Origin of the sequence: Streptomyces recifensis (assembly GCF_002154615.1) — a bacterium.
GTDB classification, from domain to species: domain Bacteria; phylum Actinomycetota; class Actinomycetes; order Streptomycetales; family Streptomycetaceae; genus Streptomyces; species Streptomyces griseoluteus.
In genome coordinates this window covers 1-23,166 of record NZ_MUNH01000199.1, presented here as the reverse complement: position 1 = coordinate 23,166, position 23,166 = coordinate 1, and the positions used below count along the sequence as shown (strand labels likewise).

Annotated in this window: 25 protein-coding genes and 1 pseudogene; 11 read left to right on the top strand and 15 right to left on the bottom strand. The window is 71.8% G+C overall.

Annotation, left to right across the window (positions count from 1 at the left end; genetic code table 11):
• From CCN33_RS12110 to CCN33_RS12095, 5 genes and pseudogenes are all read right to left on the bottom strand, one after another.
• Positions 1 to 191 (bottom strand): annotated as a pseudogene (locus tag CCN33_RS12110) (ABC transporter permease); the annotation flags it as partial.
• A 4-nt stretch (positions 192 to 195) separates the two neighbouring features.
• A complete protein-coding gene (locus tag CCN33_RS12105) occupies positions 196 to 1,908 on the bottom strand; it encodes an ABC transporter substrate-binding protein (protein ID WP_086693639.1) in 1,713 nt (570 codons plus the stop codon).
• 184 nt (positions 1,909 to 2,092) lie between these two features.
• Positions 2,093 to 2,188: an Ms4533A family Cys-rich leader peptide gene (locus CCN33_RS33645; RefSeq protein WP_341866572.1), complete on the bottom strand. Its 96-nt coding sequence runs from the start codon at positions 2,186 to 2,188 to the stop codon at positions 2,093 to 2,095.
• Between the two features lie 81 nt (positions 2,189 to 2,269).
• Positions 2,270 to 3,568, bottom strand: coding sequence for a DUF3152 domain-containing protein (locus CCN33_RS12100; RefSeq protein ID WP_208621727.1), 1,299 nt, complete (start codon positions 3,566 to 3,568; stop codon positions 2,270 to 2,272).
• Between the two features lie 8 nt (positions 3,569 to 3,576).
• The gene (locus CCN33_RS12095; protein WP_086693638.1) at positions 3,577 to 4,557 is read right to left on the bottom strand and encodes an alpha/beta fold hydrolase; all 981 of its coding nucleotides are present in this window, start codon (positions 4,555 to 4,557) and stop codon (positions 3,577 to 3,579) included.
• A 211-nt stretch (positions 4,558 to 4,768) separates the two neighbouring features.
• Here CCN33_RS12095 and CCN33_RS12090 point away from each other — a divergent pair, with 211 nt between their 5' ends.
• The 4 genes from CCN33_RS12090 (at position 4,769) to CCN33_RS12075 (ending at position 6,591) form a co-directional block, all read left to right on the top strand.
• On the top strand, positions 4,769 to 5,002 hold the full coding sequence (locus CCN33_RS12090) for a hypothetical protein (protein ID WP_086693637.1): 234 nt from the start codon (positions 4,769 to 4,771) through the stop codon (positions 5,000 to 5,002).
• A gap of 144 nt (positions 5,003 to 5,146) precedes the next feature.
• The gene (locus CCN33_RS12085; RefSeq protein WP_086693636.1) at positions 5,147 to 5,788 is read left to right on the top strand and encodes a TetR/AcrR family transcriptional regulator; all 642 of its coding nucleotides are present in this window, start codon (positions 5,147 to 5,149) and stop codon (positions 5,786 to 5,788) included.
• Between the two features lie 136 nt (positions 5,789 to 5,924).
• Entirely contained in the window at positions 5,925 to 6,152 is a 228-nt protein-coding gene (locus CCN33_RS12080) for a DUF3107 domain-containing protein (protein WP_030807269.1), read from the top strand.
• Between the two features lie 169 nt (positions 6,153 to 6,321).
• The gene (locus CCN33_RS12075) at positions 6,322 to 6,591 is read left to right on the top strand and encodes a hypothetical protein (protein WP_086693635.1); all 270 of its coding nucleotides are present in this window, start codon (positions 6,322 to 6,324) and stop codon (positions 6,589 to 6,591) included.
• 17 nt (positions 6,592 to 6,608) lie between these two features.
• Here CCN33_RS12075 and CCN33_RS12070 read toward each other — a convergent pair whose 3' ends face one another.
• Positions 6,609 to 7,352: a ferritin-like fold-containing protein gene (locus tag CCN33_RS12070; RefSeq protein WP_391750692.1), complete on the bottom strand. Its 744-nt coding sequence runs from the start codon at positions 7,350 to 7,352 to the stop codon at positions 6,609 to 6,611.
• A 422-nt stretch (positions 7,353 to 7,774) separates the two neighbouring features.
• Between CCN33_RS12070 and CCN33_RS12065 the strand changes: the two genes are divergently transcribed.
• Complete coding sequence (locus CCN33_RS12065) at positions 7,775 to 10,105, top strand: DEAD/DEAH box helicase (protein WP_244173772.1); 2,331 nt, start codon at positions 7,775 to 7,777, stop codon at positions 10,103 to 10,105.
• Between the two features lie 54 nt (positions 10,106 to 10,159).
• Here the strand turns inward: CCN33_RS12065 and CCN33_RS12060 are convergent, their stop codons facing one another.
• Complete coding sequence (locus CCN33_RS12060; RefSeq protein WP_030807257.1) at positions 10,160 to 11,062, bottom strand: NYN domain-containing protein; 903 nt, start codon at positions 11,060 to 11,062, stop codon at positions 10,160 to 10,162.
• A gap of 213 nt (positions 11,063 to 11,275) precedes the next feature.
• Between CCN33_RS12060 and CCN33_RS31970 the strand changes: the two genes are divergently transcribed.
• On the top strand, positions 11,276 to 11,431 hold the full coding sequence (locus CCN33_RS31970; protein WP_086693633.1) for a hypothetical protein: 156 nt from the start codon (positions 11,276 to 11,278) through the stop codon (positions 11,429 to 11,431).
• A 45-nt stretch (positions 11,432 to 11,476) separates the two neighbouring features.
• Here CCN33_RS31970 and CCN33_RS12050 read toward each other — a convergent pair whose 3' ends face one another.
• From CCN33_RS12050 to CCN33_RS12035, 4 genes are all read right to left on the bottom strand, one after another.
• On the bottom strand, positions 11,477 to 12,082 hold the full coding sequence (locus CCN33_RS12050; RefSeq protein WP_030807254.1) for a MarC family protein: 606 nt from the start codon (positions 12,080 to 12,082) through the stop codon (positions 11,477 to 11,479).
• A 127-nt stretch (positions 12,083 to 12,209) separates the two neighbouring features.
• Positions 12,210 to 13,076: a PHP domain-containing protein gene (locus CCN33_RS12045; protein ID WP_086693632.1), complete on the bottom strand. Its 867-nt coding sequence runs from the start codon at positions 13,074 to 13,076 to the stop codon at positions 12,210 to 12,212.
• A 94-nt stretch (positions 13,077 to 13,170) separates the two neighbouring features.
• A complete protein-coding gene (locus CCN33_RS12040) occupies positions 13,171 to 13,818 on the bottom strand; it encodes a DUF6758 family protein (RefSeq protein WP_086693631.1) in 648 nt (215 codons plus the stop codon).
• Positions 13,819 to 13,956: 138 nt separating this feature from the next.
• A complete protein-coding gene (locus CCN33_RS12035; protein ID WP_086693630.1) occupies positions 13,957 to 14,553 on the bottom strand; it encodes a suppressor of fused domain protein in 597 nt (198 codons plus the stop codon).
• A 459-nt stretch (positions 14,554 to 15,012) separates the two neighbouring features.
• Here CCN33_RS12035 and CCN33_RS12030 point away from each other — a divergent pair, with 459 nt between their 5' ends.
• A complete protein-coding gene (locus CCN33_RS12030) occupies positions 15,013 to 16,131 on the top strand; it encodes a magnesium and cobalt transport protein CorA (RefSeq protein WP_086693629.1) in 1,119 nt (372 codons plus the stop codon).
• Between the two features lie 23 nt (positions 16,132 to 16,154).
• Positions 16,155 to 16,685, top strand: coding sequence for a hypothetical protein (locus tag CCN33_RS12025; protein ID WP_086693628.1), 531 nt, complete (start codon positions 16,155 to 16,157; stop codon positions 16,683 to 16,685).
• Positions 16,686 to 16,696: 11 nt separating this feature from the next.
• Here the strand turns inward: CCN33_RS12025 and CCN33_RS12020 are convergent, their stop codons facing one another.
• Entirely contained in the window at positions 16,697 to 17,434 is a 738-nt protein-coding gene (locus CCN33_RS12020) for a hypothetical protein (RefSeq protein ID WP_208621726.1), read from the bottom strand.
• 205 nt (positions 17,435 to 17,639) lie between these two features.
• Here CCN33_RS12020 and CCN33_RS12015 point away from each other — a divergent pair, with 205 nt between their 5' ends.
• The 3 genes from CCN33_RS12015 to CCN33_RS12005 are packed head-to-tail and all read left to right on the top strand — an operon-like array spanning position 17,640 to position 20,682.
• The gene (locus tag CCN33_RS12015) at positions 17,640 to 18,944 is read left to right on the top strand and encodes a magnesium transporter MgtE N-terminal domain-containing protein (RefSeq protein WP_086693627.1); all 1,305 of its coding nucleotides are present in this window, start codon (positions 17,640 to 17,642) and stop codon (positions 18,942 to 18,944) included.
• Positions 18,937 to 19,506, top strand: a complete 570-nt coding sequence (locus tag CCN33_RS12010) for a DUF1003 domain-containing protein (protein ID WP_086693626.1) — start codon at positions 18,937 to 18,939, stop codon at positions 19,504 to 19,506. The genes CCN33_RS12015 and CCN33_RS12010 overlap by 8 nt, the downstream gene beginning before the upstream one ends.
• 42 nt (positions 19,507 to 19,548) lie before the next feature.
• Positions 19,549 to 20,682, top strand: coding sequence for an Mrp/NBP35 family ATP-binding protein (locus CCN33_RS12005; RefSeq protein WP_086693625.1), 1,134 nt, complete (start codon positions 19,549 to 19,551; stop codon positions 20,680 to 20,682).
• Positions 20,683 to 20,743: 61 nt separating this feature from the next.
• Here the strand turns inward: CCN33_RS12005 and CCN33_RS12000 are convergent, their stop codons facing one another.
• From CCN33_RS12000 to CCN33_RS11990, 3 genes are all read right to left on the bottom strand, one after another.
• Positions 20,744 to 21,415: a hypothetical protein gene (locus tag CCN33_RS12000; protein ID WP_167387833.1), complete on the bottom strand. Its 672-nt coding sequence runs from the start codon at positions 21,413 to 21,415 to the stop codon at positions 20,744 to 20,746.
• Between the two features lie 270 nt (positions 21,416 to 21,685).
• Positions 21,686 to 22,141, bottom strand: a complete 456-nt coding sequence (locus tag CCN33_RS11995) for a sec-independent translocase (RefSeq protein WP_086693623.1) — start codon at positions 22,139 to 22,141, stop codon at positions 21,686 to 21,688.
• A gap of 84 nt (positions 22,142 to 22,225) precedes the next feature.
• The coding region (locus CCN33_RS11990) for a S1C family serine protease (RefSeq protein WP_140394519.1) at positions 22,226 to 23,166 on the bottom strand (941 nt) is incomplete at its 5' end.

Below are 23,166 nucleotides of genomic sequence, written 5' to 3'. Positions count from 1 at the left end.
GGGTCCTGGCCCTCGAGGGCGGTGAGCAGGGGAGCGGCGAGCGCGACCAGGACGAGGAGCGCGACGACGGCCGCGGCGACCAGGGCGGCCCGCTGCGCGCGCAGCCGCCGCCAGAACTGACGGGCCCCCGAGGCCGCCGGGGCGGTGATGTCCGCCCCGGCGGCCTCGACGGCGACGAGTGCTTCGCTCACCGGGTCACTTCACCGCGACCTGGGAGATGTCCAGCACGCCGGTCCAGTCGCTGATCACGATGTTCTTGACGTCCGAGCCGTACAGGCGCTTGTAGACGGGGTGGAACAGCGGGACCACGAGGGCCTGTCCGGCGATCTTCTTGTCCAGCGCGCCCCAGCGGGCGGCGGCCGCGTTCAGGTCGGTCAGCTTGTTGATGGCGTCGATCTCGGTGTTGACCGACTTGTCGTCCAGCAGACCGGTGTTGAAGTTCGCGCCGTCCTTGACGATCTGGCGGCCGTCGAAGATCGGGGCGAGGAAGGGGCCGCCGGAGGGCCAGTCGGCACCCCAGTGGGCGAGGAAGAAGCCGGGCTCGGTCTTGATGCTGTGGATCTTGTCCCGGTAGTCGTTGTCCTCCAGACCCTGGAGCCTGACCGTGATCCCGGCCTTCTTCAGGGCGTCCTGGAGGGCGGTGGCGATCTCCGGGCTGGTCTCGAAGTCCTTGCTGTTGGAATGCGTGAGGGTGACGGTCAGCCCGTTCGGGTGCCCGGCCTCCTTCAGCAGCTCCTTCGCCTTGGCCGCGTTGCCGGACTTGCCCGCCGGGAACAGGTCGTGCGGGGTGTACCCGAAGGACTTCTGGTCGGGCAGGAAGGTGGTGGCCGGCTCGGCGAGCGCGGAACCACCGGCCGCGTTGATCACCGAGGAGCGGTCGACGGCGTACGAGATCGCCTGGCGCACCTTGGGGTCGTCGAACGGCTTCACCTTCGGGTTGAAGGCGATGTAGTTCGTGTAACCGAAGTGGCCGGTGCCCACGCGGGCGGCGAGGCTCTTGTCGCCGCTGACGCGGGCGAGTTCGGCCGGGCCGAGGTTGGTGTCGGTGGTGACGGCGGCCTTGTCGGCGCCCTGCGAGGCGGCGAGCCGCTGGTTGATGACGGAGGAGTCGAGCCCGGAGCGCACGTCGACCTTGTCCGGGTACGCCTTGCGCTCGTCGTCACCGCTCCAGTGCGGGTTGCGCTCCAGCAGCACGCGCTCGCCGTCGTTCTGGTTCCTGACCACCCGGTAGGGCCCCGAGGAGACCGGGTGCTGCTCGTACTTGGTGCCGGTGTCCTTGCTCCTCGGCACCGGGGTGAACTGCGTCTGGGTGGCGAGGTAGGGGAACTCGCCCTCGGGCTTGTTCAGATGGAAGACGATCGTGCGCGCGTCCGGCGTCGCGATCGCGGAGAGGCCCTTCTTGTCCTTGTACGGCCCCTGGTAGTCGGCGGCGCCGCTCAGCCAGTCCCGCAGGTAGGGCGCGCCACCGGAGAGCTCGGGGGCGAAGGACCGCTCGATGCCGTACTTGATGTCGGCCGAGGTGATCGGCGTCCCGTCCTCGTACTTCAGCCCCTTCTTCAGGGTGTACGTCCACACGGTCGCGTCCTTGTTGGGGCGGCCGGTGTCGGTGGCGAGGTCGGGGACCACCTTGGCGCCCTCGGCGCCGTTCTCGCGGTTGCGCGTGGTGAGGGTGCGGAAGACCAGCGAGGGGACGTTGCCGCCGCCGGAGGTGTAGAGGCGGGCCGGGTCGAAGTCGGTCTGGGCCTCGGCGTTCAGCACGGTGAGGGTGCCGCCCTTGTGGGGCGTGGAGTCGCCACCGGCGCCCTTGGCATCGTTGTCCTCAGGGCCGCAGGCGGCGGCGCCCGCTGCCACGACCAGGCCGACGGATGCCGCTGCCACGCGGCGCGCTATGACGGACGATTGACGCATCGGAAATGACGACCTCTCGGGGGGACCCCCCGGATTGTCCGAGGGGTGAGACATGCGGACGAGGAATGAGACACCTGCGGACAGGTGCCGGCCCCGGCGTCAGTCGTCGAGAGATCCCGCGAGGAAGCTCACGGGCGGCAGGATGAAGAGGGCACGCATCGACGCGGACGCCAGGAAGGCGGCGTCAGCGACAGTCGATGTCGGCCACGCAGAGGGCGGTCACACCGATGAGCGCCAGCTCGATGGCGGCGCTGCGGAAGACGGAGTGACGGGACCACATGCGCAGAAATATGAACGAACTTGCGACTCATGTCAATGTGACATGAGTCCACCCCCGTCAACTCCTGCGGCTGCTTGTACGTCAACTCTTGGGATACGGCCAGGCGTTGGGCAGGCAGTGGATTCCGTCGTGGTCGAGGAACTTGGTCTGCTGCTGCATCACCGGGGCGATCGCGCCGTCCTTCTGGCAGGTGACGTGCCCGTGCCCGAGCCGGTGGCCGACCTCGTGGTTGATCAGCATCTGGCGGTAGGCGTGGATCTTGGCGTCCCCGTAGGTGACACTGCCCTGCGCCCAGCGGTAGGCATTGATCATCACGCGCTCGGTGGCCGCCGAGTCGCAGGAGACGTTGTCCTCGGTGGTGTCCAGGCCCGACTTGGCGCACCACTCGGCGGTCGTGCCGGGGCTGGCCAGCGTGATCACGAAGTCCGGCTTGCCGGTGGAGACCCGCTCGAAGGCGCGCTCCCCGCCGTGCGCCCAGCTCCGGTCGTCGTTGAGAGTGCGCTGCACGGCGTCGGCGAACAACGCGCCGTCCAGGCCGAGCCCCTGCTCGACATCGACCCGGTACGTCATCTTCGGGCCCTTGCCGGGCGCCTTCGCCGAGCCGGGCACGGTGTCGAACTTGCCGGAACCCTTGAGGGCCGCCCCCAGGGGATAGAGCCGGCCCATCTTCTGGGCGTATGTCAGCGGGACGGCGCTCGGCGCGCTGGAGGGCACGGCCTGGGCGGCGGGCGGCAGGCCGCCTCCCGCGGCCTGGGCCCGCGACTCGCCCTGGGCGCGGCCGTCGGCCACCTGGCCGGCGACGACGATGGCGAGCACGGTGGTCACGGCGGCGGCCGCGACCCCGGTGAAGGCCCGCCCCTTGCCGCCGTGCCGGGCGGCGGGCACGGTCGCCGGAGGCGCGCCGCCCTCGTCCGGCGCGGTCCTCGGCTCGGGCACCTCGGCCCGCCGGGGCGCCCGGGGTGCGGCACCCTCGGCGAAGGCGTCCAGGTACTCACGGCGGGGGCCGGAGCCCGCGTCCGCCGGCTCCGCGCGCCGCTGCCTCGGGAAGGGGGCCGGCGTGGCACGCCGGTTCCCGAACTCGCCCCAGCCGCCGCCCTCTTCACGCTGCTCGGGGTGACCGCCCCGCGCGGACCCGAAGGCGCCCGGCGCCCCGTCATCCTCGCGCCGGTCCGAGGGGACATGGCGTCCGGCACCGCTCACGGTCGCGCCGAAGCCACCCTGAGATCCGGCACTCCATGACTCACCGCCCCGCGGGCGCGGGCGCGTGGCGAAGTCTCCCGTCCCGGCGACGTCCCGGGTGTCCGCGGCCGCCGGGTCGGCGCCTTCTATGGCCGAGGCGTCCCCCTTGGGAGCCGGTCCCCGGCGACTGTGTCGTCCCACCCCTGCCCTCAGTTCTCCGCGTCCGTGGCGCCCGATGCGGCGCTCTCCGCGAGAAGTTCGCGGAACGCCCTGGCCACCAGCTCCGGGTATTCCATCATCGCCACGTGCCCGGCGTCCGGCAGGGACAGCAGACGGGAGTCCCTGAAGGAGCGGGCGGCCTTGGCGGCCATACGGAAGCCGACGAGTTGGTCACGGCCACCGTAGACCAGCAGGGTCGGCGCGAGTACCCGCTCGGCCTGCCGCCACAGCCCCTGCTGCCCGCCCAGGGTGTAGGCGTCCACGATCCCGCGCGCGGAGCGGGTCATCGCGTCCCAGAAGTACGGCAGCCTCAGGCGCCGTTCCAGTTCCTCCACCGCGTACCCGAACGCCTCCGGCGTCACGCTCGTGGGGTCGCCGTAACAGAGGGCCGTCACCCCGCGCACCCGCTGCTCGGCGGTCCACTCACGGGTGAACCGGTTGAACAGCGCGGCCACACCGGGCACGCCCAGCAGGGCGGTGGGGACCGCGCTGCGCTGGATGCGCAGCTCCGGCAGGGCGGGCGAGACCAGCGTCAGGGTGCGCACCAGGTCCGGACGGACGGCGGCCACACGCGTGGCGACCGCGCCGCCGAGCGAGTTGCCCAGCAGATGGACCGGTCCGCGTCCGGCCGCGTCCAGGTGGCGGATGACCGCGCGCGCGTGCCCGGTGACGGAGTAGTCGCCGTCGTCCGGCGGCGGGGAGTCGCCGAAGCCCGGCAGGTCGACGGCCTCGGAGTCGACGACCCCGTCCAACGCGGCCATCAGCAGGGACCAGTTCTGCGAGGAACCGCCGAGCCCGTGCACGAACAGGGCGGGCTCGAGACCCTCCCGTGCGGGCGGCCGGGACCGCACCGTCAGGGTGACCCCCGGCAGCCGCACCGACCTCATCCGCTCGCCCTCGCCCACCCTTACGGGTGCGACCCGGGGAAGCACGCTCGCGGCCGGCACGGAGGGTGACTCGGTCGAAGACATGTGGCAATGTTACGAGACGATCACACCGCAGCTCATGTGTTCGCCCTCACAGGCAGGGACACCCGGGGCGCCCGTCCGGTACCGCCGACGGCGTGGCGCGGCCCTGGGCGGTCTCCTAGGCTCGTATGACAGCGCAGCCGCGGGGTACCCGCCCGAGCCAGAGGTTCAGGAAGAGATTCCTGCGCGGAAGCTGGAAGAAAGGCAGGCCGTCATGGCCCACGACCCCATCGAGATCGAGCCGGACGAGATCGAGAGCCCCGACGACGACACCGAGTCGGGGATCGAGGATGTCGAGGCGCCCGAGCCCGACGCCGCGGAGCAGCGCACCCCCCTCACGGAGGAGCGGGACGAGCCGCTGACCGAGTTGGACCCGGCCCGGGGGAGCGAGGGCGATCTCATCGAGCAGGCCCGCGTGGTCAGGATCGACGACGACGACTACCGCTGACCAGTCGCGCACCGGGGCCGGGGCCACGGCTTTCGCGCTCGTCCGGTACGTGAAATTCTGCGCTCGCACCGCGCACGCCGGGGTTACCGAAAAGTACGATGGCCGCGCGGCCGACACCGCATGAGGACGACATTGGGAGGCGGCGTGACAGCCATCGAGCAAACAGAGGCAGCACGCCCGCGCGGCACCCGTCTGCCGCGCCGAGCCCGGCGCAACCAGTTGCTGGGCGCTGCCCAGGAGGTTTTCGTCGCCCAGGGCTATCACGCGGCCGCGATGGACGACATCGCCGAGCGCGCGGGAGTCAGCAAGCCGGTGCTCTACCAGCACTTCCCCGGCAAGCTCGACCTCTACCTGGCCCTGCTGGACCAGCACTGCGAGGCCCTGATCCAGGCCGTGCGCGCCGCGCTCGCCTCGACGACCGACAACAAGCAGCGCGTACGGGCGACCATGGACGCCTATTTCGCGTACATCGAGCACGACGGCGGCGCCTTCCGTCTGGTCTTCGAGTCGGACCTGACGAACGAGCCGGCCGTGCGCGAGCGCGTCGACAAGGTGACCACCGAGTGCGCCGAGGCGATCTGCGACGTCATCGCGGAGGACACCGGCCTGTCCCGCGCGGAGTCGATGCTGCTGGCCTCCGGGCTCGGCGGCCTCGCCCAGGTGGTGGCGCGTTCCTGGCTGCACAGCGACCGCAGCGTGCCGCGCGACCAGGCGGTGCAGTTGCTCGCCTCGCTGGCGTGGCGCGGGATCGCCGGATTCCCGCTGCACGGCACCGACCACCACTGACCCGCCGACGCGCCGGTGCGGCGTGTTCGCTGATGGCGTTCCCGCCAGAAGCATGCGCGTCCCCTCACCGGGCTAATGTGTGCTGGGTACGGCGCGGCAGAACGCGCACATCACTGACCGTCGGAGGGACATAGCCGTGGAGGTCAAGATCGGCGTGCAGCACGCGCCCCGCGAGATCGTTCTGGAGAGCGGTCAGAGCGCCGAGGAGGTCGAGCGCGTCGTGGCCGACGCCCTGGCCGGCAAGTCGCCGCTGCTGAGCCTGGAGGACGAGCGCGGCCGCAAGGTCGTGGTCCCCGCGGACCGTCTGGCGTACGTCGAGATCGGCGCGCCGACCGCGCGCAAGGTCGGTTTCGGCACGCTGTAGGCGCCAGTTCCGTGAAGGGCCCGGTGGCACCCGCCACGGGGCCCTTTTCGCTGTCCCCGGCGCGGGCGGCTCGCGCATCCGGTGGGCTCAGGAGAGGATTGCAACGCGCAGGTCACGGGTATGTCGGGCTGTGACCGCATGAGCACGCAGACGTGGGAGGGACCCCTCGATGATCCTCGAAGTGCTCGGTTCGGCCGCGCTCGGACTCGTCCTCGCCTTCGCGGCGGCGCACCGCCTGCCGCACCGGCTGCCCGCCCGCCCGCTGGTCTTCGCCACCGCGGTGGCCGGTGCGCTCTTCGGGGACTTCGTCACGCACAGCGCCCTGGGCCCGGCCCCGGTCCTGCTCACCCTGCTCGGCGCGGCCGTCGTGTCCGCCGCGTCCCTGTCGCTGCTGTGGCGCCCCGCCGGGCGGCTCCGCCGGCGATCCGCGCCCGCGTAGCCGCCCCTGACGGTCGGTCAGGCCGCGAGGCCCAGCGCGGCCATCCGCTTGGTGTGCGCCTCGGTGATCCGGGTGAACATGCGGCCGACCTCCGCGAGATCGAAGCCGTCCGCGACCCCGCCGACCAGCATGGTGGAGAGCGCGTCCCGGTCCGCGACGACCCGCTGCGACTGCGACAGCGCCTCGCCCATCAGCCGCCGCGCCCACAGCGCGAGCCGCCCGCCCACGCGCGGGTCGGCGTCGATGGCCGCACGCACCTTCTCCACCGCGAACTCCGCGTGCCCGGTGTCGTCCAGCACGGCGAGAACGAGTTCCCGGGTGTCGGTGTCGAGGCGGGCCGCGACCTCGCGGTAGAAGTCACTGGCGATCGAGTCGCCGACGTACGCCTTCACCAGGCCCTCCAGCCAGTCCGAGGGCGCGGTCTGCTTGTGGAAGCTCTCCAGCGCGGCGACGAAGGGGTCCATCGCGGCGGTGGGCTCGGCACCGATCTCGGTCAGCCGGTTGCGCAGCCGCTCGAAGTGGTGGAACTCCGCCGAGGCCATCTTGGCCAGCTCCGCCTTGTCCGCGAGGGTCGGCGCCAGCTTGGCGTCCTCCGCGAGCCGCTCGAACGCGGCCAGCTCGCCGTACGCGAGCGCGCCGAGCAGGTCCACGACGGCGGCGCGGTACTGCGGGTCCGCCGCGGCCGTCGCCCAGTCCTGGGCGGCGACACCGGTGGGGGCGCCCGCGTTCTCGGAGTTCTCAGGCTTGTCAGAGCTAGTCATGAGGCGCACAATAGCCCGCTCACCCCCTTCTGGAAGCCCCTGGTCAACCACTGTGACCACGACTACGTGACCAATTCGGCCATCGCGTGTGCGGCAATCCGGGGTATGGTGGTATTGCGCCTGCTGAGTGCGCCGACGATGTTCGGTGCGCTCAACGCCTTTGTGCAGTGGCGCACGTATGAGGATGCCCGGTCGGTGGCCCGATCGGCTCCGACCTGACAGCCCTCCTGGGCCGTACGGCACCGCGCGTACGGCGAGCGGAGGGACATCCTTAGCGGTTCGAGCGCTAGAGCGTCGGCAGAGGTCCCGTGTCTTACGGCTTGCCCCAGTTGGTTCGCCCGTACGGCGGCCGACGTGCCCGGCACGGTCAGACATGATCCCCGCGCTCGCCTCGCGCCGCGCACACAAGAAGAGGCAAAACCCTGACTACGACATTTCGTGACCTCGGCATTCTTTCCGAGACCGCCGAGGCCCTGGAAGCCGTCGGCATCATCAACCCCTTCCCGATCCAGGAGCTGACCCTTCCGGTCGCCCTGTCGGGCAGCGACGTCATCGGCCAGGCCAAGACCGGCACGGGCAAGACCCTCGGTTTCGGCCTGCCGCTGCTGGAGCGCGTCGTCGTTCCCGCCGACGTCGAGGCCGGCCGTGCCGCCCCCGAGGCGCTGACCAGCGCCCCGCAGGCGCTCATCGTCGTGCCCACCCGCGAGCTGTGCACCCAGGTCACCAACGACCTGCTGACCGCCGGCAAGGTGCGCAACGTCCGCGTCCTCGCCATCTACGGCGGCCGTGCCTACGAGCCGCAGGTCGAGGCCCTGAACAAGGGCGTCGACATCGTCGTCGGCACCCCCGGCCGGCTGCTGGACCTGGCGGGCCAGAAGAAGCTGGACCTCAGCCACGTCAAGTGCCTGGTGCTGGACGAGGCCGACGAGATGCTCGACCTGGGCTTCCTGCCCGACGTCGAGAAGATCGTCAACATGCTGCCGGCCAAGCGTCAGACCATGCTGTTCTCGGCCACCATGCCGGGCGCGGTCATCGGTCTCGCCCGCCGCTACATGTCCCGCCCCACGCACATCCGCGCCACCGCGCCGGACGACGAGGGCGTGACGGTCGCCAACATCAAGCAGTTCGTCTACCGCGGCCACTCCATGGACAAGCCGGAGATGATCGCGCGCATACTGCAGGCCGAGGGCCGCGGTCTGGCGATGATCTTCTGTCGTACCAAGCGCACCGCCGCCGACATCGCCGAGCAGCTCCAGCGCCGGGGCTTCGCCTCCGGCGCGGTCCACGGCGACCTCGGCCAGGGCGCCCGCGAGCAGGCGCTGCGCGCCTTCCGCAACGGCAAGGTGGACGTGCTGGTCTGCACCGACGTGGCCGCGCGCGGCATCGACGTCGGCGGCGTGACCCACGTCATCAACTACCAGTCCCCCGAGGACGAGAAGACCTACCTGCACCGCGTCGGCCGCACCGGCCGCGCCGGCAACAAGGGCACGGCCGTCACGTTCGTCGACTGGGACGACATCCCGCGCTGGCAGCTCATCAACAAGGCGCTGGAGCTGGACTTCAACGACCCGGTGGAGACGTACTCGACGTCCCCGCACCTCTTCTCCGACCTCGACATCCCGGCCGGCACCAAGGGTGTCCTGCCGCGCTCGGAGCGCACGCGCGCCGGGCTCGACGCGGAGATGGTGGAGGACCTCGGCGAGACCGGCGGCCGCGGTGCGCGCGGTGGCCGTCCCGGCCGTGGCGGGCGTCCCGAGGCCGCGCCGGAGCGCGAGCGTGCGGACCGTTCCGAGCGCACTCCGCGCCGTCGCCGCCGGATGCGCGGCGGTGCGCCGGTGGAGGCCGGTGCCGCCCCGGCGGAGACCACCTCCGTCGAGGAGCCGCAGGCACCCCGCACCCCGCGCCGCCGTCGCCGTACGCGCGGTGGGTCGGGCGAGGCGGCAGCTGCCCCCGCCGCCGTCGAGACGGTCGAGACGGTCCAGACGCAGGAGGTCGTGGCCGAGGCTCCCGCCCAGCCGCGTCGCCGCACTCGCAAGCGCGCCGAGGCGGCTCCGGCCGTGACCGAGGCCGCCGTCGAGGCGCCGGTCGTGGAGGCGGCCCCCGAGGCCGCCGTGGCCGAGGCCCCGAAGCAGCCCCGCCGCCGTACCCGCAAGGCCGTGGAGGCGGCTCCCGAGGCCGCCGTCGAGGCGCCCGTCGCCGAGGCGGCCCCCGAGGCCGCCGTGGCCGAGGCCCCGAAGCAGCCCCGCCGCCGTACCCGCAAGGCCGTGGAGGCGGCTCCCGAGGCCGCCGTCGAGGCGCCCGTCGCCGAGGCGCCCAAGCGCCGCACCCGCAAGGCGGCTGCCGCGGAGACGGCCGTGGACGCGGTCGAGGCCGCGCCCGAGGCCGAGGCCAAGCCCCGCCGCACGCGCAAGACCGCCGCCGCCAAGGCCGCCGAGACGGCCGAGGTCACCGAGGCCGCCGAGGCCAAGCCGCGCCGTACCCGCAAGACCGCCGCCGCCAAGACGGCCGCGACGGAGCCTGCCGAGGCCCCCGAGGCCGAGGCCAAGCCGCGCCGTACCCGCAAGACCGCCGCCGCCAAGGCCGCCGAGACGGCCGAAGTCACGGAGGCCGCCGAGGCCAAGCCGCGTCGCACCCGCAAGACCGCCGCCAAGGCCGTCGCGTCGGACATCCCGGCGCAGGCGACCGAGGAGCCGGAGGTCAAGCCGCGCCGCCGTACCCGCAAGGTCGCGGCCGCGGAGCCCACCGAGGCGTAAGCAGCACCCGCTGAGGCCCGGCCCCCTACGACAGGGGGCCGGGCCTCACCGCTGTCAGTACTGCGTCTGCAGGTGCTCCCAGAAGCCGTCCCGCAGGGACCGGCGCAGGTCGGCCTGGCCGCGCAGGGAGTACTGGAGCAGCCCCTCCGCCTCCACCAGGAGATCCTGGTCGACCGAGCCGGGCAGGTACGGGTGGCCGGGGAGAAGCTCCATCAGGCTGTCCCGCCCCCGCGAGACCAGCCACTTCGCCGCGATCTGGGCGCCGACGAAGCGCACGTCCTCACGGGTGGGCCGGTTGCCCGTGGCCTCGTAGGCGGCGGCCGTGCGGCGCGAGACGTAGGGCTTGCAGAACTCCAGGTCGAAGGTGCGCTGGCTGTCGACCTCCCACAGCAGCGGCTCGGCCTGGTTGCGGCCCTCGGGCGCCTCGATGCCCCACAGGTGGACCCGAGCCCCGTACCCCTGCGCCGCCTCGACCGCCGACACGAGGTCCTCGTCGCCGCCGAGGAGCGCCGCGTCGCTGATGGCGCGGTGGCGGGCGAGGGACTCCAGATCGGTGCGGATCAGGGAGTCGACGCCCTTCTGCTGGTTGTGGGCGTTGAGGTTGCCGAGGCGGACCTTGACGTCGGGCAGCTCGGCGATCGACTGCTGCTCGGCGGTGTGGATGCGGCGACGGGCGCCGTCGTACCAGTACACACGCAGCAGGCGGCTGTCGGCGAAGATCGAGCGGGCCTTGTCGATGAGCGCGTCGATCAGACCCTCGGCGTCCAGGTCGAAGGCGCGGCGGTCCTCGGTGCCGGCCACCAGGCGGCCGGCGGCCGCGTAGAGGTAGCCCGCGTCCACGAAGATCGCGTGGGTGGAGGGTGTTTTCGCCACCTCGACGAGCATGCGTTGCAGCAGTTCGTTGGTGTGGTCGATGCGGGCACCCAGAGCCGCCAGGTCTTCGTTCATCGAGTCCATTGTCCCGGCCGTCACGCTGCGAACACAACCGGTCCCCGTCAGTCCCGTCGCGAAGCCTTTTTACCTGACAGTAATTAGCCCGTGAAAAAATTTCCTTAGCGTAGGGAATGTTTGCGGTGGGCCGTTCGTTGTCTAGACATGTGACACCGCGACAACACGTCGCACACCAGTAGTTCTCCACTGGAGGATGACCAGACGAAGGGAGAAGCCTTCATGCGCTTCGAAATCATGCGACTCGACGAGGTCGACGGCTCGACCGTGGACAGCACCGTCGTGGACGCCGCCTCCGTCAACCGGATCGTGCAGCAGGCGGCCGCCATCGGCCAGCGCCTGTGGATCCGCCCCGCAGAAGGCTGCCCGGCCTCGTAGGGCGCACGACACACTCAAGCCTTCCGGGGAAGCCGAGGCCGAGTCTCAGCTTCCCCGGATCACCTGAGTGACCCCGTTGATGATCTGCTGCACGGCGATCGCGGAGAGCATCATGCCCGCGAGCCGTGTCACCAGGACGACACCGCCGTCCTTGATGACCTTGATGACCAGCAGCGAGTAACGCATCACCAGCCACAGCACGACGTGGATGGCGAGGATCGCCGCCCACACCGAGACCTGCGTGGCGACACTTCCGGCCTTCTGTACGGCCAGGATCACCGAGACGATCGCGCCGGGCCCGGCGAGCAGCGGCATGCCCAGCGGAACCAGGGCGACATTGACGTCCTTGGTCTGCTTGGGCTCGTCGGTCTTGCCGGTGAGCAGATCGAGTGCGATCAGCAGGAGCAGCAGTCCGCCCGCGATCATCAGCGCCGGGACCGAGACGTGGAGATAGTTCAGGATCTGGTGGCCGAGGACGCCGAAGACGGCGATGACCCCGCCCGCCACACAGACGGCCTGGAAGGCCATCCGCTTCTGGACCTTGGCGGGCCGCCCCGCGGTCAGGGCGAGGAAGATCGGGGTGATCCCCGGCGGGTCCATGATGACGAAGAGGGTCAGGAACAGGGAGCCGAAGACGGCGAGGTCGAACATCGTGTGCCTTGCATGATGGAGCCACCGCCGTACGGCACCCTGAGCCCCCTCAGGGGCACGAAGCGGGCGCGCACGGCGGACGTGCGGGTGATCGGGTTGGGGGAAAGCAGAAAGGCGGCGCCGGGGCTCAGGCCCCGCCGGTCCCCGGTACGGGGAACGCGCCGGTCGCCCGGCGGATGATCTCGCCGTAGACCTCGGGATCGGTGGAGTTCTCGCCGAGCGCGACGGTCTTGCGGGTGCCGTGGTAGTCCGAGGAACCGGTGACCAGCAGGTCCAGGTCCTTCGCCAGGCCGCGCAGGCGGGTCCGGGTGGCCTGGTCGTGCTCGGTGTGGTCGGCCTCGAGCCCGTCGAGCCCGGCGGCGGCCATCGCGGCGATCGCGTCAGGCGACACCGTGCGGCCGCGCTTGGCGGCGGCCGGGTGGGCGAGGACGGTCACGCCGCCCGCGCCCTTCACCAGCCGGATCGCCTCCAGCGGATCGGTCTCGTGCTTGTCGACGTAGGCCCGCCCGCCGTCGGCCAGCCACTCGGGCGTGAACGCGTCGCTCACGGTCGGGACGACACCCAGCTCCACCAGCGCGGACGCGATGTGCGGCCGGCCCAGCGTGCCCCCGGCGGCGATCCGCTCGACCTGCTCCCGGGTGACCGGCACGCCGAGCGCGTTCAGCTTGGCGATCATCGCGTGGGCACGCGGCACCCGGTCGTCCCGGACCAGCTCGCGCTCGGCGAGCAGGGCGGGCTCCTCGGGGTCGAAGAGGTAGGCCAGCAGGTGCAGGGAGACGCCGTCGATCCGGCAGGAGAGCTCGGCGCCGGTGACGAGGGTGAACCCCTCGGGCAACGCGGCCAGGGCGGCCAGGGCCTCGGCGTGTCCACGGGTGGTGTCGTGGTCGGTCAGCGCGACCACGTCCAGTCCCGCGCCGGCGGCCGCGCGCATCAGCTCGGCCGGGGTGTCCGTGCCGTCGGAGGCGGTGGAGTGGCAGTGCAGGTCGATGCGCACGGCTGCTCCAGACGGCTCGCGGGGACGGTGAGGACACCTAAGGATAGCCGCGCGTACGGCATGCCCTGTCACCCCCGCTCCCCGGAGGCGCCCCCTACAGGTCGGGCCGCACCAGCCGGGGCGAGAGCGCCCCGCAGGGCACCAGGTCCACCTCGGGGCCCGCGTCCCGGAGGTCGGTCAGCACCAGCTCGTCGTACATCAGCAGACCGGACTGCGCGGGCCAGGTGACCGCCCACAGCCAGACGCCGAGCGCCTCGCCGGCGAAGACGGCGCGGTCGTCCGGGACACCGTCGACGTGCCAGAGCGGGGTGGGACGGCCGGTCGCCAGCACCTTGGCCTGCGGCGGCTTCTCCATGTCCAGGTAGGGGCCGGGGTCGGGGCCGTCGAGGCCCGCGTACCGCGCGCCGAGGCCGACACCCAGTTCCTCGGCGACCAGGATCAGCTCGCCCGGACCGCCGAGCGGGCTGGGTCCCGAGCAGGCCACCACGGTGGCCCGGCCGCCGCCGGGGGCGTCGCCCGCGTAGGCGACGCCGGTGAACAGCCAGCCGACCGGCAGCGGCCACGGCATCCACAGCGGGACGCGGGTGCGCTGCACCACGGCGGTGAGGGCCTCGACGCTGGGCGGGATCACGGGCTGCAGCGGGTACACCGCGCCGTGCGTGTCGCACTGCCACGTGTCGGCGAAGAGACCGGGCGCCCGGACCCGGCCACCACACCTCGGGCAACTGGGTTCGCCCCTCATAGAGCCCCACGGTCCTACCCCGGCCGCCGCACGTCAAGGACGATCACCCGTACGGCCCCGGCCCGATTCCGGAGTCCGGCCAACTGGGCACTTTTGTACGGCACTTGGTGAGCTTGCTCACTCCGGCCGCACCCGGCCTCACTCCGGCGACGGCCCCAGCGGCACCGACGCCCGGTTCGGGTCGCGCAGATCCGTGCCGTGACCGAGCCACCGCTCCTGCAGCGCCGCGGCCCCGTGCACCCGCTTCCACGCCGCCTCGTTCGGTGTCATCGGCAGCAGCGGCAGGAAGCGCACCGGGTCCAGCGGGGCGTCCAGCTCCAGGTCCTCCACCAGCCCGCCCGGCTCCCCCACCAGGACCGAGGTGAAGGGCGCGCCGGGCCACAGCGGTTCCCCCACGTCCAGTGAGGCACCGGGTGCCACGATCACCCCCTCGACCTGCGGGGACGCGGCGAGCACGGCGAGCGGGCGCAGCACGGGACCGGTGTCGGTGATGCCTGCGCGGACGGAGAGGACCAGCTCGGCACGCGGCCCCTCAATGGGGTCGACGACCATGGCCGTGGGGTCGCTCATGGGGTGCGCCGACATGCCCAGCGTGGCGTAGCGGACCACGTCCCCCTCCTGGAAGCGCAGCACCTCGATGCGGTCGGCGCCGAGGAAGGTGACCGAGGCACGCGCGTCCGGTTCACCGAGCGCCGAGTTCAGCCGCGCCTCGACCAGAGGAAGAACATCAACCATGCGGTGAGCATAGATCTCGTCAGCGGCAGGCAAAGCTGCGCCTTGACACGATGGGCTGCTGCTACGCTGAGCCGGTGGTTCGGGGCCGCGTGCACATGCTCGCCGTCGAGTCCCCGACGCCGATGAGACTCCCTTACGAGGGACCGGCCGGAGGAGGTGGGGCTGTCATGGATCGAAGTCGACCGTGCAGTACCACTCGCTCTTCCGGCTGTTGATGTCATTCCTGGCTGACCGCCACCTTTTCGTTCGCTTCGCCGTCCGGAAGAGCACTTCGTTTCGCTTTGCCTGATCTGCCTGATCTCACTCAGTCCTGCATCAGTAGCGAAGTCGCCACCGCGACGGTGCGGTGCTCCCCGCTTTGTGGACGTGCCAAACCCATGCAGTCCGAACGTCCCCATTCCGGGTAGTTCCACCCGTCGCAGGCGCACTTTCGTTGCCCGCCCGCGAAGGAGCCTGCCCATGTCGATGATCCGCGACCTGCGAGCCGTGGTCCGACCGTCCGCCCGCCCGGTCCCGCACAAGGAGGCGGCCGCTCCCTTCGAGCCCGACACCACCACGTCCTCGGCCGTGGTCGACTGCGCCGTCTACCGCGACGGCGCCCGGGTGGAGAGCGGACGCACCCTCAGCCCGCAGGAGGCGATGCGCGAGGCGCGCCGGGACGGCGGCTTCGTCTGGATCGGCCTGCACGAGCCGACCGAGGCCGAGTTCGCCGGCATCGCGAGCGCCTTCGGGCTCCACCCGCTGGCCGTGGAGGACGCGGTCCAGGCCCACCAGCGCCCGAAGCTGGAGCGGTACGACGACTCGCTGTTCACGGTGTTCAAGACCGTCCACTACGTGGAGCACGACCAGCTCACCGCCAACAGCGAGGTCATCGACACCGGTGAGGTCATGTGCTTCACCGGCCGGGACTTCTTCATCACCGTCCGGCACGGCGGTCAGGGCTCGCTCCGGGCGCTGCGCCACCGGCTCCAGGAGGACCCCGAGCTGCTGGCCAAGGGCCCCTCGGCGGTGCTGCACGCCATCGCCGACCATGTGGTGGACGGCTACATCGCGGTCGCGGACTCGGTGCAGGACGACATCGACGAGGTGGAGACGGAGGTCTTCTCCCCGGGCCGCAACGGCGGTGTCTCGCGCGGTGTCGACTCGGCCCGGATCTACCAGCTCAAGCGCGAGGTACTGGAGTTCAAGCGCGCGGTCGCCCCGCTGCAGCGTCCGATGCAGCTGCTGAGCGAGCGGCCGATGCGGCTGGTGGACCCGGACATCCAGAAGTACTTCCGTGACGTCGCCGACCACGTGGCCCGGGTGCACGAGCAGGTCATGGGCTTCGACGAGCTGCTGAACTCGATCCTCCAGGCCAACCTGGCGCAGGCGTCCGTCGCGCAGAACGAGGACATGCGCAAGATCACCGCCTGGGCCGCGATCATCGCCGTGCCCACCATGGTGTGCGGGGTCTACGGCATGAACTTCACGTACATGCCCGAGCTGCACTGGAAGTACGGCTACCCGGTGATCATGAGCGTCACGGTCGCCCTGTGTCTGGGTATCCACCGCACGCTGAAGCGCAACGGCTGGCTCTGAGCGCCGCTGGATAGGCTGGGCGCATGACCACCGAGCCGCCCGCACAGGCCCTTTTCGACCAGGCCCTCATCGAGGAGGCCACCAAGAAGTCCGGCCTCATCTGGGTCCGGGGCGCCGGGGCGCCCGCCGCGCGCCCGCTCTGGCACGTCTGGCACGAGGGCGCGGCCGTGCTGGTCGGTGACGGCGCCGGCGAGCAGCCGCTGCCCGGTCTCACCGACGGCGGTGCGGCCGAGGTGGCCGTGCGCAGCAAGGACAAGGGCGGCCGGCTCGTCACCTGGCGGGCCACCGCGCACCGCCTGGACCCGGCCTCCCCCGAATGGGAGGCGGCCGTGGCCGAGTTGAAGGGCAAGCGGCTCAACGCGACCGGCGCCGAGGAGATCCCGGCCCGCTGGGCCCGCGACTGCACGGTGCTGCGCCTGGTCCCCACCGGGGCGGTGGAGCCCCGGCCCACCGGCAGCCTGGCCGAGCCCCCGCTGCCCACCCCGGCCACCACCCGCCTCCCGGCACCGGCCGCGCTGCCCAGGCTGCTGGGCCGGCGGCGCAGGCGGAGTTAGACCACCAGGCTTCAGGAGCCGGGCAGTTGGCCGCCGTAGTCGACCGTCTCGGACTTGGCGGGCTCGGCGGCGGGGAAGTCCTTGCCCCACTCGGAGAAGGTGAGCGTGCCGGCGCCGCCGCCGCGCACCAGCCGCAGCGGGTAGGGCCTGCCCTCCAGGGAGACGTCGAGGGTGCCGCCGGGACCGCCGTCGCCGGTGACCCGGATCGTGCGGGTGCCGGCCTGGGTGTGGTGGCCGGCCGTGGCGAGCTCGCCGTGCAGGGTGAGCAGGGCGGGCAGCAGCACGTCCTTCTCGGTGAAGCCGCTGAACTTCCGGTATGCCGGGTCCTTCTGGGGGACCTTCACGTACTTGCCGTCCAGCTTGCCCGCGGCGGAGGTGTCACCGCCGTGGTTCCAGAAGGCGGCGTCGGCCTTCACGTACAGCTCGTCGCCGACGCGCAGCAGCTGGAAGGTGGAGCCCTTGGAGGTCACCGAGCCGCTGCCGCCGCCGGACTTCAGCCGCATGTCCAGCTTGAAGGCGACCCCGCCGGTGACGACGGTCCCGGCCAGGTGCACCGCCGGTGCCGCGTCGGCCGCGGCCCGGCTCTGTGTCTGGATCTTCCGCGCGGGCAGCCGGCCCACCCCGTTGGTCCCGGCGTCCGGGTCCTCCTCGCCGCATCCCGTCAGCATCGTCAGTGCCGACGCGGCCAGCACGCACAGCGCGGCCACCCGCGCGGTTCTCCGGATGCGTGCCTGGGGAATCGCAGTCACAGGTGGGGCTGCCTCTCTGCCGGTGCCGAATGGGCGTACGGCAGCGTACCGGGGGCACGCGCCCCGAGCGGAGCCCGTCCGTCCGGACCCCCCACCGGGGCGTTTCCGATCGGTACGGGCTAGCCTGAAGCGCACAAGCGTGGCCATATCAGAGCGAATCCCAACCAATTCTCTCCGCGTCCCGAGCACGGCAAAGGAAGCACAGATGGCAGCCGGTGTCCCCCGGATCTTCGTGTCGCACCTCGCCGGGGTCCCCGTCTTCGACCCGGCGGGCGACCAGGTCGGCCGGGTCCGCGACATCGTCGTGATGCTGCGCGTCGGCCGCCGTCCGCCCCGCGTGCTCGGGCTGGTCGTGGAGCTGTCCACCCGGCGCCGTATCTTCCTGCCGATGACCCGCGTGACCGGCATCGACTCCGGCCAGGTCATCTCCACCGGTGTGGTCAACGTCCGCCGCTTCGAGCAGCGGCCCACCGAGCGCCTGGTCTTCGGCGAGCTGCTGGACCGCCGGGTGAAGCTGGTGGAGACCGACGAGGAGGTCACCGTCCTCGACCTCTCCGTGCAGCAGCTGCCCGCCCGCCGCGAATGGGAGGTGGACCGGGTCTTCGTCCGCAAGGGCAGGAAGGGCGGCGCCTTCCGCCGGGCCAAGGGGGAGACGCTGACCGTGGAGTGGTCGGCCGTCACCGGGTTCTCCCTGGAGGAGCACGGGCAGGGCGCGGAGAACCTGCTCGCCACCTTCGAGCAGTTGCGCCCCGCCGACCTCGCCAACGTCCTGCACCACCTCTCCCCCAAGCGGCGCGCGGAGGTGGCCGCCGCCCTGGACGACGACCGGCTCGCCGACGTGCTGGAGGAGCTGCCGGAGGACGACCAGATCGAGATCCTCGGCAAGCTGAAGGAGGAGCGCGCCGCCGACGTCCTGGAGGCCATGGACCCCGACGACGCCGCCGACCTGCTGGGCGAGCTGCCGGAGGACGACAAGGAGCGGCTGCTCAGCCTGATGGAGCCCGATGACGCGGCCGACATGCGCCGCCTGATGTCGTACGAGGAGCACACCGCGGGCGGCCTGATGACCACCGAGCCGATCGTGCTCCGTCCGGACGCCACGGTCGCCGACGCGCTCGCCCGGGTACGCAACCCCGACCTCTCCCCCGCGCTCGCCGCCCAGGTGTACGTCTGCCGCCCGCCGGACGAGACGCCGACCGGCAAGTACCTGGGCACCGTGCACTTCCAGCGGCTGTTGCGCGACCCCCCGTACACCCTGGTCAGCTCACAGCTCGACGACGACCTGCAGCCCCTCGCCCCCGACGCCACGCTTCCCGTCATCGCCGGCTTCTTCGCCACGTACGACATGGTCGCCGCCCCCGTGGTGGACGAGTCCGGTTCGCTGCTGGGCGCGGTGACCGTGGACGACGTGCTGGACCACATGCTCCCCGAGGACTGGCGCGAGACGGAGTTCCACCTGGACGAGCTGCCGGAGACCGGCGCCGGGCGCGAAGCGGGTGCGCATGGCTGAGCGCGAGGGCGGCCGCGAGGCCCGCGACCGTGCCCCCGCGGGCGCCACGGCGTCCCGTCCGCGCGTGCCACGCCTGGACCAGCCGCGCCCGCCGCGCCGCAGGGTGCTGCCGGAGTGGGACCCGGAGGCGTTCGGCCGGCTGTCGGAGAAGATCGCCCGGTTCCTGGGCACCGGACGCTTCATCGTCTGGATGACGGTCGTCATCATCGTCTGGGTGGTGTGGAACATCGCCGCGCCGGACGTGGTGCGGTTCGACTCCTACCCGTTCATCTTCCTGACCCTGATGCTCTCCCTCCAGGCGTCCTACGCGGCCCCGCTGATCCTGCTCGCGCAGAACCGGCAGGACGACCGCGACCGGGTAAACCTGGAGCAGGACCGCAAGCAGAACGAGCGGTCCATCGCGGACACCGAGTACCTGACCCGCGAGATCGCCGCCCTGCGCGCGGGCCTCGGCGAGGTCGCCACCCGCGACTGGATCAGGTCCGAGTTGCAGGATCTGGTACGCGAACTGGAGACGGAACGGACAAGCCGCCCCGCGGGGCGTGACGCAGACGACCGCTGAGGCACTACCCGTCGGCCCCCACGGGCGCCGTACCATCGTCCTATGGCTACGGAAGACGCGGTGCGCGAAGCGCTGTCGACGGTGAACGACCCCGAGATCAACCGACCCATCACCGAACTCGGGATGGTCAAATCGGTGGAGATCGGCGCGGACGGAGCGGTCGCGGTCACGGTGTACCTGACGGTCTCCGGCTGCCCCATGCGCGAGACGATCACCCAGCGGGTGACCGACGCGGTCTCCCGCGTCGAGGGCGTCACCCGGGTGGACGTCACGCTGGACGTGATGAGCGACGAGCAGCGCAAGGAGCTGGCCAACGCGCTGCGCGGCGGGCAGGCCGAGCGCGAGGTCCCGTTCGCCAAGCCCGGCAGCCTCACCCGCGTCTACGCGGTCGCCTCCGGCAAGGGCGGCGTCGGCAAGTCCTCGGTGACGGTGAACCTGGCGGCCGCGCTGGCCGCCGACGGAATGAAGGTCGGCGTGGTGGACGCGGACATCTACGGGCACAGCGTGCCGCGCATGCTGGGCGCGGACGGCAAGCCCACCCAGGTCGAGAACATGATCATGCCGCCGTCGGCGAACGGCGTGAAGGTCATCTCCATCGGCATGTTCACCCCGGGCAACGCCCCGGTCGTCTGGCGCGGCCCGATGCTGCACCGGGCGCTCCAGCAGTTCCTGGCGGACGTGTACTGGGGCGACCTGGACGTGCTGCTGCTGGACCTGCCGCCGGGCACCGGTGACATCGCCATCTCGGTGGCCCAGTTGGTGCCGAACGCGGAGATCCTGGTCGTCACCACCCCGCAGCAGGCCGCGGCCGAGGTCGCCGAGCGCGCGGGCTCCATCGCGGTGCAGACCCACCAGAAGATCGTCGGTGTGGTCGAGAACATGTCCGGGCTGCCCTGCCCGCACTGCGACGAGATGGTGGACATCTTCGGCACCGGCGGCGGCCAGCTCGTCGCGGACGGTCTGACCCGCACCACGGGCGCGACCGTGCCGGTGCTCGGCAGCATCCCGATCGACGTACGGCTGCGCGAGGGCGGCGACGAGGGCAAGCCGGTCGTGCTGACCGACCCCGACTCCCCGGCCGGCTCGGCCCTGCGTGCCATCGCGGGCAAGCTGGGCGGCCGTCAGCGCGGTCTGTCGGGGCTGTCGCTGGGCATCACCCCGCGCAACAAGTTCTGAGTCCGGACACGACGGGAGGGGGCGCCGGCGGCTTACGCCGGCGCCCCCTCCCGTCGTGTTCTCAGGCGTAGGCGCCGATGTCCTTGACGACGGCGAAGCCGAGCCCGTAGGCGCTCATCCCCCGGCCGTACGCGCCGATGTGGACGCCCGCCTCGGTGGCGCCGGCGAGCACCCAGCCGAACTCCGACTCCCGGTAGTGGAAGGGCGTGGCCACGCCGTCCACCGGGAGGGAGAGCCTCGCCCACTCCGAGCCGTCGAGGTCGTCGGCCAGCGCCCACGCGGTCTCGGTCTGCTGGTCCAGCCAGTCGTCGCGCAGGGTGTGGTCCATCTGGCCGGGCCAGGTGACCGACAGCAGGCCCACCCCGGCCAGCCAGGCGGCCGAGGAGACCGAGGTGGCCTCCAGCAGCCCGGTGCCGTCCGCGCTGCGGCGCGAGGGGTTCACCGGCACGGTGACCACGACGGCGAACTTCTCCCGCTGCTCGTCCGAGGAGTTCGCGCTGTGCTCGTTGCGCACGGAGGGCTCGTCGCCGTGCCCGATCGAACCGTGCTCCACCGCGCCGTCGGCGGCCAGGCCGACCTGGAGCAGCCAGCGGTGCCCCGTGAACGCCTCGTCGAGGCCGTACCAGGGGAAGGGCGCGCGCAGATAGCCGTCGACCGTCCGGCCGCCGAGGGGGCCGCGCCGGCCGCTCTCGGTGGCCGGCGTCTGCGCGCTTACCCGACTTGTGGTCTCCATCTGCCCGGACGCCTCCTCGTTCTCGTCGGACCGGGGCAAGGGCCCGCCCCCCTTCGGGCGTAAGCGTCCGGTCCGCACAACAACTCGGCAGCATATCCACACCGCTGAGGGCTGCCCGGAATGCGACGGGCGCACGGGGCTGTGGGGGCGGCCGAAGGCGGGATGTCCGGCTGGTACACACGACGAAACCCGCCCGGTGAGGCGGGTTTCGTGGCGTGTCGTGATCTGTTCGGGCGGCGCGGGGCCGACCGGGTGAAGCCGTCCCCCGCGTCAGGTGGCGTCGGCGTCGAAGGGCGGGCGGTCGTCCTTCGGGGCCTCGGGCTTCTTCGTCATGTCGACGCGGCCGCCGGACGCGGCGGAGGCCGGGGCCGAGGAGGTCGGGCCGGGCAGCGCTGCGGCGGTGTCGTGGCCGTTCACGGAGTCCGTCAGCTCGGCCATCTCGCGCTTGAGGTCGAAGGTGCTGCGGATGTCCTTGAGGCCCAGCTCGTCGTTGTCGAGCTGCTTGCGCAGGAACGCCTTGGGGTTGAGGTCCTCGAACTCGAAGTCCTTGAACTCCGGGCCCAGCTCGCTGCGGATGTCGTTCTTGGCGTTGTCCGAGAACTCCCGGATCTTCCGGAGCGTGCGCGTGACGTCCTGGATGAACTTGGGGAGCTTGTCCGGACCGAAGACGAGCACGGCGAGGACGATGAGCGTGACCAGCTCAAGCGGCCCTATGTCATTGAACACCTGAAAGCTCCTTGCGTGTCCTCGGTCGCCCCACGGTACCCGGCGCACCCGCCGGACCGGTACCGCCCCGAGGTGAGACTTGCGTCAGTTCCGGCCGGATGCGCCCAGACGCAGCGTGACGGTGTGCTCGGCGCCGGGGCTTCCCACGGTCAGACGGAGACGGTCGCCGGGGCGGTGGGCGCGGATCCTGACGATCAGCTCCTCACCCGAGTGGACGGGGTGTCCGTCGACCCCGGTGATCAGGTCGCCCGGCTTCAGTCCGGCCCGGTCGCCCGGTCCGCCCTTCAGCACGGCGGGACCGCTCGCGCCGCCCTCGGTGTCGATACGGGCGCCGTCCCCGGCGTAGTCCATGTCGAGGGTCACACCGATCACCGGGTGCGTGGCGTGGCCGGAGTTGATGAGTTCCTCGGCGACCCGGCGGGCCTGGTTGGCCGGGATGGCGAAGCCGAGGCCGATCGAGCCGGAGCGGCTCTCGGTGGAGTCGGAGTCCCGGTCGGCGGAGCGGATGGCGGAGTTGACGCCGATCACGCGGGCGTGGGCGTCGAGGAGGGGGCCGCCGGAGTTGCCGGGGTTGATCGGGGCGTCGGTCTGGAGCGCGTCGACATAGCTGACGCCGGTGCCGTCGCCCTTCTCGCCGCCCGCCGTGATGGGGCGGTCCTTGGCGCTGACGATGCCGGAGGTGACGGTGTTGGCCAGGTCGAAGGGGGCGCCGATCGCGACGACCGGGTCGCCCACGCGAACGGCGTCGGAGTCGCCGAGGGTCAGCGGGGTGAGCCCCCGTACGCCCTTCACCCGGACGACGGCCAGGTCGTACCCGCTGTCCCGGCCGACGACCTCCGCCTCGGCGGTGTCGCCGCTGCTGAACGTCACGGTGATGTCCCCACCGCCGGACGCGGGCGCCACGACGTGGTTGTTGGTGAGGATGTGCCCTCGCCCGTCCAGCACGAACCCGGTCCCGGTCCCGCCCTCCTCCCCGCCCCGCACATGCAGCGTGACGACCCCGGGCAGCGCCCGCGCGGCTATCC

Excerpts from the sequence above, each read along its gene's own strand:
- CCN33_RS12105 (WP_086693639.1), bottom strand. The coding sequence starts at position 1,908 with ATGCGTCAATCGTCCGTCATAGCGCGCCGCGTGGCAGCGGCATCCGTC.
- CCN33_RS33645 (WP_341866572.1), bottom strand. The coding sequence starts at position 2,188 with ATGTGGTCCCGTCACTCCGTCTTCCGCAGCGCCGCCATCGAGCTGGCG.
- CCN33_RS12095 (WP_086693638.1), bottom strand. The coding sequence starts at position 4,557 with ATGTCTTCGACCGAGTCACCCTCCGTGCCGGCCGCGAGCGTGCTTCCC.
- CCN33_RS12090 (WP_086693637.1), top strand. The coding sequence starts at position 4,769 with ATGGCCCACGACCCCATCGAGATCGAGCCGGACGAGATCGAGAGCCCC.
- CCN33_RS12075 (WP_086693635.1), top strand. The coding sequence starts at position 6,322 with ATGATCCTCGAAGTGCTCGGTTCGGCCGCGCTCGGACTCGTCCTCGCC.
- CCN33_RS12070 (WP_391750692.1), bottom strand. The coding sequence starts at position 7,352 with ATGACTAGCTCTGACAAGCCTGAGAACTCCGAGAACGCGGGCGCCCCC.
- CCN33_RS12060 (WP_030807257.1), bottom strand. The coding sequence starts at position 11,062 with ATGGACTCGATGAACGAAGACCTGGCGGCTCTGGGTGCCCGCATCGAC.
- CCN33_RS31970 (WP_086693633.1), top strand. The coding sequence starts at position 11,276 with ATGCGCTTCGAAATCATGCGACTCGACGAGGTCGACGGCTCGACCGTG.
- CCN33_RS12050 (WP_030807254.1), bottom strand. The coding sequence starts at position 12,082 with ATGTTCGACCTCGCCGTCTTCGGCTCCCTGTTCCTGACCCTCTTCGTC.
- CCN33_RS12040 (WP_086693631.1), bottom strand. The coding sequence starts at position 13,818 with ATGAGGGGCGAACCCAGTTGCCCGAGGTGTGGTGGCCGGGTCCGGGCG.
- CCN33_RS12035 (WP_086693630.1), bottom strand. The coding sequence starts at position 14,553 with ATGGTTGATGTTCTTCCTCTGGTCGAGGCGCGGCTGAACTCGGCGCTC.
- CCN33_RS12030 (WP_086693629.1), top strand. The coding sequence starts at position 15,013 with ATGTCGATGATCCGCGACCTGCGAGCCGTGGTCCGACCGTCCGCCCGC.
- CCN33_RS12025 (WP_086693628.1), top strand. The coding sequence starts at position 16,155 with ATGACCACCGAGCCGCCCGCACAGGCCCTTTTCGACCAGGCCCTCATC.
- CCN33_RS12015 (WP_086693627.1), top strand. The coding sequence starts at position 17,640 with ATGGCAGCCGGTGTCCCCCGGATCTTCGTGTCGCACCTCGCCGGGGTC.
- CCN33_RS12010 (WP_086693626.1), top strand. The coding sequence starts at position 18,937 with ATGGCTGAGCGCGAGGGCGGCCGCGAGGCCCGCGACCGTGCCCCCGCG.
- CCN33_RS12005 (WP_086693625.1), top strand. The coding sequence starts at position 19,549 with ATGGCTACGGAAGACGCGGTGCGCGAAGCGCTGTCGACGGTGAACGAC.
- CCN33_RS12000 (WP_167387833.1), bottom strand. The coding sequence starts at position 21,415 with ATGGAGACCACAAGTCGGGTAAGCGCGCAGACGCCGGCCACCGAGAGC.